This window comes from Pseudobacter ginsenosidimutans, from assembly GCF_007970185.1.
Taxonomy (GTDB): Bacteria; Bacteroidota; Bacteroidia; order Chitinophagales; family Chitinophagaceae; genus Pseudobacter; species Pseudobacter ginsenosidimutans.
Window position 1 is genome coordinate 4,164,719 of sequence record NZ_CP042431.1, and the last position, 13,408, is coordinate 4,178,126.

Consider the following 13,408-nt stretch of genomic DNA (forward strand, 5'->3'; position numbering starts at 1 on the left):
TGCATCAAAATAATTGCTATATGAAAAAATCCCTGATGCCTTACCTGTTATGGGCATTTGCCATTCCGGTAATTATTGGCTCCTCCGGTTGTAAAAAGAAATTCGACACCACCCGCGAGCTCACGCTCGATTGTATCAAAGAAAAGATCGATAAGATCGGGAGCATCCTCGATACCGCCCGGGTAGGAGAAGATGATTACATGTTCCCACAGTCCAGTGTAGACGATCTGCAGCTTACCCTCGATGAAACAAAAACGAGTCTCTCCGAAGCCCTCGCCGGCAGGTTCGTATTACAGTATGAGGCCGATAACGTTTGCCTCAGGGCCGAACAGGCGATCACCCGTTTCCTGGGCTCTTACAATTTCACACTCCCCGCCGGATCCGACGGCCAGCTGCTGGTCAATGGTCTTGATCAGAAAGGAAGCATCGATTTCGGCGACAATGCCGAATACTCCGCTTCCAATACTTTCACGGTGGAGCTCTGGGTGAAGTACAATCAGAACTTCCTCGATTTTGAAATGGCCAGCATCGTGGGCACTACCAGTGAAGGTCCTGATGGCCCCAATAAATTCGAAGGCTGGAACATACACTACCAGCGTTCAGGGAATCTCCGGGCCAGTATAGGCTGTGGTTCGGGCGTACTGGAACAGGCCCGCGCCTATCCCACCAATTATGGAGAATGGAACCATGTGGCACTGGTATGGGATATCAATGCCACTGCCGGTGCAGGAGAAGACAGACCTTATCATATGAAGATGTTCGTGAACGGAGAACTTTTCTGGCAGAAGAACAATGATATCCTCAGCGGCGGCAGTCCGCGGCCCATGCTTCCCGGCAGCCGCAAAAAAATGCGCGCTTTTATGGACCCATACCATCCCACCCGCTGCATGACGGGCTACATGAAAAAATTCAGGATCTGGAACGCAGCCAAAACGCAGGACCAGATCAAAGCACTGATGAACGGCGATGTAACCGGTACCGAAGCCGGCCTGCTTTGCGCCTGGGACTTCCTGAAAGTGCCTGCCGATCCTTCCAATATCCCGGATAAGACAGGCAGGTTCACTGCAAAGATCCAGGGATCGCACAAATGGATGCCACTTTGATTTCCTATCAATTTGTAAAGACTTCATCATGAAACTTATTACTATCATGCGTATACGCTGTTTCAATATACTGCTGTTGCTTTGCCTGCTATGCCCGTCTGCATTGCTGGCGCAGCAACCAGCCTCTAAGAATATCAGGGGCACTATCCTGGATACTGCCGGTAAAGCGCTTGCCGGAGCCAGCATCACTGTCAAAGGCACCAGCCGCGGAACTACTTCAGATGCCAGTGGCGCTTTCTCTATCACGGCGCCCACTAATGCTCAACTTGAAATTTCCCTCCTGGGCTACGCTTCACAAACGATCGCTGTTGCAGATATCAATGGCGATCTCGATATCAAACTCGATGTGAGCGTCAGCGCCATGGAAGGTGTAGTGGTGATCGGCTATGGCACCATCCGCAAAAAGGATGTGACCGGCGCCATCCAGACCATCGACGGAAGCACCCTGGAAAAATCCATGATGCCGGATATCACGCAGGCCCTCAATGGCCGCGTGAGCGGTGTGAATGTGCTCAAGACCTCCAACAGGCCGGGCGCAGGTTTCAACGTGCAGGTTCGCGGCACCAATTCATTCAATTTCTCCAATGAGCCTTTGTATGTGATCGATGGGATTCCCACCACCAACGGTATGCGCTACCTGAATCCTTCCGATATCGAATCGATAGATGTTTTGAAAGATGCTTCCAGCAGCGCCATCTATGGTTCCCGTGGTTCAAATGGCGTGGTGATCATCACCACGAAAGGAGGGAGGAAGAAAGATGGTTTTGATGTGAACTACAATGGTTATGCAGGTATCAAAGTGCCTGCCCGCATCCCCGATATGATCGGATCGGAAGGTAATGGCCTCGAATACGTCGATTACCGCATTGCACTCTGGACAAACAAATATGGCCCTTCTTCATTATCCCGTCCTGATTTCCTCACAGCCGCCGAAAAGGAAAGGATCCGTTTTGGCGAATATTACGACTGGAGCAGGGAAGTGCTCAGATCCGGTGTGATCCACAGTCATAGTGTGAATGCATCCGGTGGATCGGAGAAAACCAGTTATACTTTCGGCCTTGGTTATTTCGATGAAGACGGTATCACAGGCCGCGAGCGTTTCAAAAGAATGACCGCCAACCTCGGACTGGAACATCGCATGAGCAGCAAGGTGAAAATGGGATTCAATACCTATGGCTCAAAGGTGAATATCGATGAAGGCTCTGCTGAAGCACTGATCAATGCATATTTCATTCCGCCGATCGTAAGCCCCTATGATGAGAATGGCAACAGGCTTTTCAAAGTGCAGCCTACCAGCAGTAAAGTGAACCCGATCATCGATATGGAAAACGATATCCGCGAGCGCGAAGAATATTACGCAAATATTTCCGGATACATCGAAGTCTCACCCATCAAGGATCTTAGCTTCAAGTCTCAGTTCGCCAGTCAGTATGATACCTACACCTACGGTACTTTCAAAGGATTGTACACGCAGGCGAAGAATGGCGTGAATCCTCCGGATGCTTACAAGGAAACAGGAAAGAACTTCAACTGGGTCTGGGATAATATCGTAACCTGGAAAAAGAATATCGGCAAAGCCCATAAACTGCATGCTATCGGTTTGTTCAGCATTCAGCAGGACCAGCACGAGAGCTCCAGGATGCGTGGCGAAGGATTGCCTTACAATTCAGGCTGGCATGCCATTCAAACCGCAGACCAGATCACGGGTGTGGAGTCTGATTACTGGGAGTCTGCCATGGTTTCCTTTATGGGCCGCGTGAACTATACTTACCAGGGAAAATATCTGCTTACCCTCACCACCCGCTACGATGGTACTTCCCGTCTGGCAAAGTCCAACCGCTGGGGGATGATGCCTTCCGCCGCAGTTGGCTGGCAGATCTCCGAAGAGGACTTTATGAAAGAAGTATCGTTTGTGAATGATCTCAAACTCAGACTGAGCTATGGCCTCACAGGTAACAACAATGTTCGTCACGATGTAACCCGCACCCGCCTTGCTATGAGCCGATATCTTTTTGGCGACAAAGGCACGGTAGGTTTTGGTCTTGGCAATGAGATCGGCAACCCCAACCTGAAATGGGAGATGACCTCAGAGTTCAATGCCGGCCTGGATTTCGGGTTCTTCCGCAACCGTATCCGCGGTACGCTCGATGTTTACAAACGCATCACCCGCGACCTGATCTTCGAAAGAAAAGTAGCCAATATCAACGGTTATCAGTCCTTTCTCGAAAATATAGGCAGCACTTCCAATGAAGGAATTGAGCTTGGCCTTACTACCGTGAATGTTTCCATCAAAAACTTCACCTGGAAGACCGATCTAACGTTCTCCAGGAACCGAAATAAGATCCGCGATCTCTACGGCGATAAGAAAGATGATATTGCCAACCGCTGGTTCATTGGTCAGCCCATCAGAGTGATCTATGATTATAATTTCACCGGTATCTGGCAAACCAGTGAAAAAGCCGATGCAGCCCGTTACGGCAAAGCGCCGGGGCATATTAAGGTCGAAGACAGGAACAACGACAATGCCTTCGATGAGCGCGATATGAAAGTACTCGGCTCGCCCAATCCTGACTGGACAGGTGGCATCACCAACACTTTCACCTATAAGAACTGGGATCTCTCTGCCTTCGTGTATGTACGCAAGGGCGGCCTCTATGATGATCCATTCACTTTCATGTTCACGGCCTGGGACAATGAGCACTGGAACAAACTGGACGTGAATTACTGGACGCCGGACAATCCCAGTAACGAATATCCCGGCATTGGCGCTGTATCACTGCATACACAAGTGCTGAGTAAAGTGAAAGGAACATTCGTGAAGGTACAAAACCTCACAGCCGGTTACACCTTCGATGCAGACAAACTGAAAAGGGTGAAGATGAAGAATCTTCGTGTGTACGGAACCGTGAATAATCCTTTTACTTTCAGCAAGTACCTGGGCTCTGATCCTGAATCCATCGGAGAAGATCCGTACAGTGAACTGTCCATCATGCCGATGAGCTTTACACTCGGATTGAACATCACATTCTAATCATTCAAATCAGCAGATATGAAGAAGCTATTTTTGGTTCCGGTACTGGCTGTGGCAATGCTGCTCACCATGGCAGGCTGTAACAAGATCCTGGACACTGATAACCCATCCCATACCACGGATGAGCTCTACAACTCAAAAGCAGGTCTGGACCGCCTGCTCACCGATATCTATTCCAAACTTCGTGATCATTATAACGAAGGCAAGATCCAGTATTGGGGTACAGACCTGTATATGGCTGCAGAAGCCAATCCCGATGCCAATATGTTCAATGCCTATGATGCCAGTTTCAATTCAACGGCTGGTGTGGTGGGCGGATACTGGAATAACCTGTACAAGATGGTGCAGGAATCCAATATCATCCTCACCCGTCTGAAACCTGATTGGGAGGGTGTAACGCAGGCCGATTACAATACGATGGTGGCCGAAGCGAAATTCCTTCGTACCCTTTCCTATTTCTATCTTACAGAAACCTTCGGCAAAGTGCCACTGATCAAGGAAGAGCAATTGCAGCCCATAACAGAAGTAACACAGGAACCAGAAGCCAATCTCTACAGTTTCATGATCGCAGAACTGGAGTCAATAAAGAATGTGCTGCCTGTAAAAAGTTCTGCCCGCGGCAGGATCAACAATGCAGCAGTACTGCAATTGCTCGGCAAGATCCATCTCACACGCGCTTACAAGCCTTTCAAAGTGGCAACTGACTTCAATAAGGCCGCTTCATATTTCGATCTGATCATTGATGATGCCGGTAAGCCTTATGAACTGTTGCCCAATTTTGCAAGCGTATTTGATGAGAACAACCAGAACAACCGCGAAGTGATCTTTGCCATTCAATATGCATCGGACAGGAACTACAATGGGAATGGCAATCCTTTGCAAAAAATGTTCGGGTTCTGCCTTACCTGCTTTTATCCTGATATGTTCATAGAAGTGCAGAAAGATTATTCCTACATGCAGCGTGAATTCTGGATCAATCCAAAATCTCATGAACTGTATGCCGATCCGTCTATTGATAGCCGTTATGATGCCACATTCGAGCGGTCTTTCTTCATCAATGATCCCTCCAATGCTGATTTCGGTAAACTGGGCTTATACTTCCCTGTTTGGAATGACAATTCAGGCGACAATAAGGGAGCGAAAGAATTCATTTCATTCAAAACAAATGACGGTAAATACCGCTGGTATCCGCAGGTGGCTGCGTATCCCGACCTTGCCAATGGTTCAGACAGGATGCCCATCGTAAAGAAGTTCAAGGACACGAAGATCCTCTGGCAGGGTGGTGGCAGCCGCGAAGCCGTTGTGTACCGCCTGGCAGACACTTACCTGCTTTCTGCGGAAGCGCATCTCGGCGATGGCAATCCCGGCAAGGCATTGCAGCGCGTGAATGATATCCGGCGCAGGGCTGCCGTGAACGATGCCGCCAAACCCTTGATGACCTTCAGTTCCGTGAGCCTCGATATCATACTGGATGAGCGCGGCCGCGAGATGATGGGTGAATACGACAGATGGTTCGATCTGAAAAGGACCGGCAGGCTCATCGATCGTGTACTCGCCTGGAACCCGCAGGCCATCGCAGCAGATAATCTGAACGAGAATCACCTGGTGCGACCCATCCCGCAGGATGAGATCAACAAACTCAAAGGCCTCGACCAGAATCCGGGATACATCAAATAAGCCGTATTGCTCATCATCAAACAAAAAATCATGTTCATCAAAAATATATTACTGCTGGCGCTCGCTTCTTCGATGCTGACCTGCTGTTACAAATACAATCGCCCTTCCGGCGACCGTCCCAAACAGGATGAAAAGAAACTTTACAATGAACAGTTCGACGCCTTTGCGGATGAAGGTCAGTACTGGATGCCCAAACTCAAACCAGGAAAGAATTACTGGCTGGTGGTTGATAGCCGGAGCAATGAGAATAACGACGATAATAACAGTCTCCGCAATCATATACTCGCAGAGAGCATCATCGGCGTTACTGCCCTGGCTGTGAACGAAGGCAGGAGCGAAACGATGGTCTGGACACAGGACCCCAATTCCAACTATTCTGAAGTGGTGAAGAAAACAGGTATGAGCCATAACGGTAACCAGAGTACCTGGGAGCTGATAGAACATCACGGCAATGTGAAATCCTATATCGAAGGTTATATCCTTTGCGATGTGAACAAGGAGGAAAGTGTGAATGCTGCTACCATGGCCGCGCATGTACATCATTCCATTATTGCAGATGTGAAATACGAAGCGCGCGTGAAAGCGCTGGGTTATACCATGAAGTATGATGCCACCAACAAAACACTGGCCGATGCCTGGGCTGAATTCAAGGACAAGTGCAATAACAATGCCCTGGTGATGATGCCCGTAATGACCGGGAACCAGCGCGGATACGCCATCGCCAATAAACTGATGATGGTGAACTACAATAAAAAATACAACCAGCCTGCTTCCGGAAATAATCAGCCATTGATCAGAGATATCCTCGCATGGCTGAAGCCGCTGTCGCCGGTGATCGGATGGGAGCAGGGGCTGGAAGAAAAAACATTCGTGGACATGGTTTCGCAAAGCGGTAACCTGATGGTGCCCTTCGACTGGGCCTGGAATGCCACGATGATGAGTGCAGGGTATGAGAACAAACAAGCCGGTCTGGCTAAAGTAACCAATCCGCAATTCATCAAGTACGATGACACCAAACACTATGCTAGTTTCCTGCTCACCGATGGAGATAATGTTATGTGGATGATGAACGATTTCAACAATAGTTCATATTATGGTAATCCTGCCGGTGCAGGTATCAATATGTCTTATGGATTGCCGGTGGCCAACCTGGGTATGTTATCGCCTTACCAGTTGGAGCGATTGATGGGTACGCAGCATCAGAGTGCATCCCTGGTGGAGTACGGCGGTGGAGGTTATTATTATCCCGATAATTTCGGGGAGCTGAAGAACAGAACTGAATTACTGGATCTGATCGCTACGAAGATCGGTTCGCATATGCGCCAGCATCGTACAAAAGTGTTGGGACTGATCTGCGGGGATGTGGTGTCCGCAAAATCAAAAGAAGCCTATCAGGCCTATATCAATAAGAATGATCAGTTGGCCGGTATCGTGGCGGTCCAGTATACGCCCTATGCAGGCGGCAATGGTGAGATCATGTGGTTCAAGAACAAACAGGGAGTGGATATCCCGGTGATCACGGCAAGGTACAGCATCTGGAATCATGGCGCACAGAACCATGCCAGTGAAGGAACGCCGGCCTATATCGCTTCGAAGATCAATACACTGGCGGCGGGTAATGAAAAAACACATACGCTTACCATGGTGCATGCCTGGTCTTCTTTTAAGGATATCGGCAATGCCACTGATCCGCTGGCTGAGAACAATGGCGGTGATCAGCGCGGTGTTACCCCCGCCACCTGGTGTGCGAGGAGGCTGAATGAAAATGTAAGAGTAGTGAATGTGGAAGAGCTGATCTGGCAGGTGAGAATGAAATACAGACCCGAGCAAACAAAGGAATTCCTGAATAAATACTTCTAACCATTTACGTCCGATAAGGCAGTATTGGCAAAGCATCCGGTTTTATCCGGGTGCTTTTTTTATTGGTACAGTTTGCCGTAGCAAATGTTTCCTTCCTTTTTGCGATTTTTATTCTAGTTTGCCACAAATTAATGTGAGGAAGTTTTGTCTGCCAATCAAACACAGAATGAAAGTGAACTGCTGTTACGCATAGCCCGGGGCGAAGAGGAAGCCATGCGTATGATCTTCGATCTTTATTATTCCAGGCTGCGTTATTATGCCAGCTCCATCATTGAGCACGAAGAAGACGCCAGGGATCTTGCGCAGGATGCGCTGCTCCAGCTCTGGAATAATCGCTCACAATTCGCAGCGCAAAAGGAAACTAACCTTGCCGCCTGGCTTTTCACTGTTGTCCGCCGCGACTGCCTGGATTACTGCAAACATCGAAAAGTGAAAAACAGTAAGGAAGAACAGATCGCTTCGCTGGCGCCGATCACCAGTGAAGGGGCAGACAGTGGCATGGTGCTCACGGAAGTATTGGTACTCATTTACCAGGAGATAGACCGCCTGCCTCCCGGCCTGGCGGAGATCGTAAGGATGGCCTATATTGAAGAACTGCCTGCGGCCACTATCGCAGAAAAACTGAACATCACTCCCAATCATGTGCGCGTACAAAAATCCAGGGCAGTGGAAAAATTACGGAATGCACTGCTGAAGCGGAATCTGGGAGCTCCGGCATCCATCGCAATAATTATTTCAGAATTTTTCAGGACAAGATTGTAATGAATCGGCGTTTCAGTCGCTTTACTTCTATATGCCTACCCATCATCAACAAATAGCTGCCCTCTTGTACAGGTATTGTTCAGGCGAACCGCTTGCTGATGAAGAGCAGTCGGCGCTTGACAATTGGTTGCTCGCTTCGCCTGCAAACAGGGAAGTGATGGAGAAACTGCAGCGGGAAGACTGGTTGCAGCAATCGATGCAGCAATGGGCAAAAATGGAAAAGGAGCAAGAGACCGACTGGCAATCATTTGCCGGAAGGATCGGGTTTGCAGAACCATTGGAAACACCAGGGATCAGAAAGATGCAATGGACCTGGTTGAAATACGCTGCTGCTGTGCTTTTGCTGCTGGCAGTGGGAGCCTGGCTCTGGCTGTCGCAATCAGAAAAGAGAAGTTCAGTAACTACTGCTCCTGTAGCAGTGGCCGATATCAAGCCCGGCAAAGATGGTGCGTTGCTTACGCTGGCCGATGGCAGTCAGATCCGGCTGGACAGTATTGGCAACGGCTGGCAAATTCAGGAAAACGGAACAACGCTGAAAATGGAAAACGGGAAACTGGCTTACAGGTCCGGGAACGGATCGGAGCTTGCCTACAATACCATCTCCACACCCAATGGCAGGCAGTTCCATGTACAGTTGCCTGATGGTTCCCATGTATGGCTGAATGCAGCATCTTCATTGACCTATCCAACCAGCTTCAATGGAAACAAGCGCCAGGTGCAGATCACAGGCGAAGTGTATTTTGATGTGGCGCCCAATCCAAAGCAGCCTTTCATGGTACAGGTAGATGCAAGCACATCCGTGGAAGTATTGGGAACAGTTTTCAATGTGAATGCTTATGCCAATGAAACTGTGATGAGAACAACCCTGGTGGAAGGCAGCATTCGCATCAAAGCAGGGCAGGAGCAGGTTCTGTTGCAACCCGGACAGCAGGCGCTTTACCAGCAGGGAAAGTCTACAGGCATCCGCATTGTTGAAGCAGACACTGAACAGGAACTGGCATGGAAAAACGGATTTTTCAATTTCAATAACGAAGATATTCCGGCTTTTCTCCGTCAGCTGGAAAGATGGTACGATATCCATGTGATCATAGACGGAACGATACCTTCCATGAAATTCAAAGGAGGGCTCGACAGGAATACAAGCCTGTCTGAGATCCTGAAAGTCTTATCCAAACTGAATATTCCTTACAGGCTCGAAGGGAAGACCCTGAGCGTGGGGAACAAATAAGCAAGTATTCTAAAGAGTAGCTGAAAACAAAACCGGAAGTGCTGGTAACACTCCCGGAAACATTCGGGTATTCGAATAACCATAGTCTGACAGGACTGATTGATTCTTTCACCCAAACGCTGTAAAAGTATGCAAAAAACTGCTATGGGGAACCGTACTGCCCGTGGGGGTATACGACCCATAACCAAAATTTTGTTAGTAATGAAACTGACAATGATTCTGCTGACTGCCGCCTTCCTGACCGTAAGTGCAAAAGGCATTTCGCAAAAGATCAACTACCGGGCAGACAATGCCCCGCTGGAAAAAGTACTGGATGTGGTAAAGAAACAGACCGGCTACATTTTCCTGTACGATGAAAATCTGCTGAAACAGGTAAAACCTGTTTCCGTAACGGCTACCAATATGCCGCTCGACCAATTCCTGAAAGAAGTGCTTACAGGAAGAGGGATCGAGTTCACCTATTTCAACAAATCCATTCTCCTGACTGCGCAGCCTGCAGCTGATCCGGTTCCCGTAACCAGGCCATTGCTTCAATTCCCTGTAACTGGCGTGATCACCGATTGTGGAGGAGCCGGATTACCAGGCGCCACTATCCTGGTGAAGGGCAGCAACAGGTCGGCTGTAACCGGCCCCGATGGCCGATTTACGCTCAATGCAAATGTGAATGATGTGCTGCGCATCAGTTATGTTGGATATGAAAGCAAAGAGTGCAAGATCGTTTCCGCTACCAGGGCATTGGTGCAATCATTATCTGGAAATGGAAAAAAGAACACAGTTTCTGAAATGGAAATTGCCAGCGGAGTCCATATTTGCTTGTCGCCCGCGGCTGAAGCTATGCAGGAAGTATCTGTGGTAAGTACAGGCTACCAGATCTTGCCGAAAGAAAGATCCTCCGGATCATTCGGACAATTGAGCGGTGCAGAAATTCGCAAGAAAGCTACACCCAATATTGTGGACCGGCTGGAAGGTACTATCAGCGGGGTTTTGGTGAACATCACACAGGCAGATGCAGGACTCATCAATTCCAATAGTCGTAGCAGCATCCGTGTGCGTGGTCGCAATACCATCAATGCCAACCAGGATCCGCTGGTGGTGGTAGATGGTTTTCCTACCGAGCTCGACCTCCGCTTCATCAATCCCGATGATATCGAAAATATTACTGTTCTCAAAGATGCCGCCGCCGCTTCCATTTGGGGAGCAAGATCTGCCAATGGCGTGATCGTGATCGAAACCAGAAAAGGAAATTTCAACAAAGGATGGAACTTCAATTATTCCAGCACACTTAGCTGGACGGGCAAGCCCAGGCTCTCTTACCAGCCAACACTCAATTCGGCGCAACAGATAGATCTCGAAGAGGAAATGGTGAGCAAGAATGTGCTGGCCGATCCTTTCGCTCAAACCAATCCGCCTCCCACAACACTCGCAGCTGATATTCTCTTCAGGCATAAACATGGTATGATCAGTACCGAACAAAAAGATGCCATGCTGGATGAATTACGTGGCCGCGATTTCAGGGACCAGTACGAGAAATACCTGTTACAGCAACCTTTCAACCAGGTGCACAGTATTTCACTTTCCGGCGGAGAACGTTTTTCCAAAACCTATCTCTCCGCTTCCTATGCCAATGAAAAACCAAATGCTGTGGGAGATAAAGCGCAGCGCATCACAGTGGATGCCACGCATACCCTCAACTTCCTGGAGAAATTCACCTTCTCCGGCAACTTCAATGTGGCGATGGTGAAGGAAAACAGGAATGGTTTCGGTATCAGTGCACTCGCGCCCGGCATCAATACTTTCATGCCCTATGATCAGATTGTGGATGCCGATGGCAACCGCGTGCAGCAATACAGGAATTATTATCGAACCAAGATCGATGACCTGGTCTCGAAAGGCTACCTGCCATGGACCTTCAACTACCTGGATGAGCTGGATAATCGCGACATTACCAACCGCGACAATACCTATCGTCTAAACTTCGGTCTTGATTACAAAGTGATCAAAGGATTGACCATTGGCGTAAAATACATGCTGGAGAAGAGCTATCTCAAAACCCGCAACTATGCTAACCCCAATACCTATGCGGCGCGTAACCTGGTGAACACTGCTACTTCCATCAATCCTGCTACACAGGCCCTTGTATACGGATATCAGAAAGGTGGGATCCTCACGGAAAGCACCACTGAAATGAATCATTACAATCTCCGTGGATTGATCAACTATTCCAGGGATTTTGGCGCTGATCATCATATCGATGCCGTGGCAGGTGCAGAAATGCGTGAATTCTATCGCATGGCTTCCGGCAATACTAGATATGGTTATAACGACAGGGATCTGACCTCACAGCCCGTTGCATATGGCACCAGGTATACCGCTGCCGTTACCAATTCACAGATCTTGCTCACTGATCCTGCCTTTAATACCGAAGATAAAGACAGGTATCTTTCTTACTATGCCAACGCTGCTTATACTTTCAGGAACCGCTATACCATCACAGGAAGTGCGCGTATGGATGACAGTAACCTCTTTGGTGCAGACAGCAAGTACAGGGCAACTCCGCTCTGGTCTGCCGGCGCTGCCTGGAAGATCAACCGCGAAACCTGGTTCAATCAGTCCTGGGTGGATATGCTCAATCTTCGTCTGACCTATGGCGTTAATGGAAATGTGGACAAAACCACCAGCCCATTCCTGATTGCCACCATCAGCGGCAATGATATTAATCTCGGTCAGGCCTATGCGAACATTTCCAATCCCTCCAATCCTTACCTGCGCTGGGAGAAAACCACCACGCTGAACCTGGGTATGGATTTCGCTGTTCTTAACAACAGGATCTCCGGATCAGTGGAATACTACAATAAGAAGAATACTGACCTGCTGGGGCCTGCCGCTGTGAACCCAACAGTAGGTTTCACACGCGTAACGGTGAATACCGCCGATATGAAAGGAAAGGGATTTGAAGTGACCCTGAACGGAAAGATCATCGATAAAAAAGATTTCGGATGGGAATCCCGCATCACCTTTGCCTGGAATACCAATGAAGTGGTGAAGACCGATCTCCAGCTGAACACCGCCACTTATTATCTTAACCAGGCAAATCCAGTTGTAGGTGATCCGCTCGACAGGTTGTACAGCTATCGCTGGGCTTCGCTGGATACAAAAGGACAACCCCTGGTATATGATGAGACCGGAAAAGAAATGGACGTTACCAAAACCATTTCCAGTAATAACGCACTCCTATACAGTGGTCGTACTGTTCCACCATATTTCGGTGGATGGAACAATACATTCACCTGGAAAGGATTTGAATTGTCTGCACTCTTCACCTATAAGCTCGGGCATGTGTACCGATATCCTTCCGGCGGCAATTATTCCAGCTACATCACACAGAAAAGACTGAACAGCGATGTGGCCAACCGGTGGCGCAAGGCGGGCGATGAAGCGATCACCAATGTGCCGGGTTTACCATCGCAGGGACAGCCTTCCAATTATTCGCGTTATGAACAGGCGGATCTCCTGATCAGGAATGCAGATCATGTTCGCCTTCGTGAACTGATGCTGATCTATTCCTTCCCCGCAAAAATGCTGGGCAAAAGTTTCCTGAAAGGATTGCAGGTGAGCCTGCAGGGCCGTAACCTCTGGATCTGGACAAGTGGCAACCAGGGTATCGATCCGGATTTCATTCCTTATGAAGGGCAGCTGAACCTGCCTCCGGCTGCTTCCGTGATCGGCGCCGTTCGTATTAACTTCTAA

7 protein-coding genes are annotated in these 13,408 nt (G+C 48.8%); all 7 read left to right on the top strand.

All coding sequences use genetic code 11. The features are described from left to right. The first annotated feature begins 20 nt into the window (after positions 1-20). The 7 genes from FSB84_RS16625 (at position 21) to FSB84_RS16655 (ending at position 13,408) form a co-directional block, all read left to right on the top strand. On the top strand, positions 21-1,103 hold the full coding sequence (locus FSB84_RS16625; protein ID WP_130539055.1) for a LamG domain-containing protein: 1,083 nt from the start codon (positions 21-23) through the stop codon (positions 1,101-1,103). A gap of 28 nt (positions 1,104-1,131) precedes the next feature. Continuing rightward, positions 1,132-4,134, top strand: a complete 3,003-nt coding sequence (locus tag FSB84_RS16630; RefSeq protein ID WP_130539056.1) for a SusC/RagA family TonB-linked outer membrane protein — start codon at positions 1,132-1,134, stop codon at positions 4,132-4,134. A gap of 18 nt (positions 4,135-4,152) precedes the next feature. Then, the gene (locus FSB84_RS16635; protein ID WP_130539057.1) at positions 4,153-5,811 is read left to right on the top strand and encodes a RagB/SusD family nutrient uptake outer membrane protein; all 1,659 of its coding nucleotides are present in this window, start codon (positions 4,153-4,155) and stop codon (positions 5,809-5,811) included. Between the two features lie 30 nt (positions 5,812-5,841). Further along, positions 5,842-7,671, top strand: coding sequence for a GxGYxYP domain-containing protein (locus FSB84_RS16640; protein ID WP_130539058.1), 1,830 nt, complete (start codon positions 5,842-5,844; stop codon positions 7,669-7,671). Between the two features lie 144 nt (positions 7,672-7,815). Next, positions 7,816-8,433, top strand: coding sequence for an RNA polymerase sigma factor (locus FSB84_RS16645; RefSeq protein ID WP_130539059.1), 618 nt, complete (start codon positions 7,816-7,818; stop codon positions 8,431-8,433). A 31-nt stretch (positions 8,434-8,464) separates the two neighbouring features. Beyond that, positions 8,465-9,661: a FecR family protein gene (locus FSB84_RS16650; RefSeq protein ID WP_130539060.1), complete on the top strand. Its 1,197-nt coding sequence runs from the start codon at positions 8,465-8,467 to the stop codon at positions 9,659-9,661. Positions 9,662-9,862: 201 nt separating this feature from the next. Continuing rightward, the gene (locus FSB84_RS16655; RefSeq protein WP_158643958.1) at positions 9,863-13,408 is read left to right on the top strand and encodes a SusC/RagA family TonB-linked outer membrane protein; all 3,546 of its coding nucleotides are present in this window, start codon (positions 9,863-9,865) and stop codon (positions 13,406-13,408) included.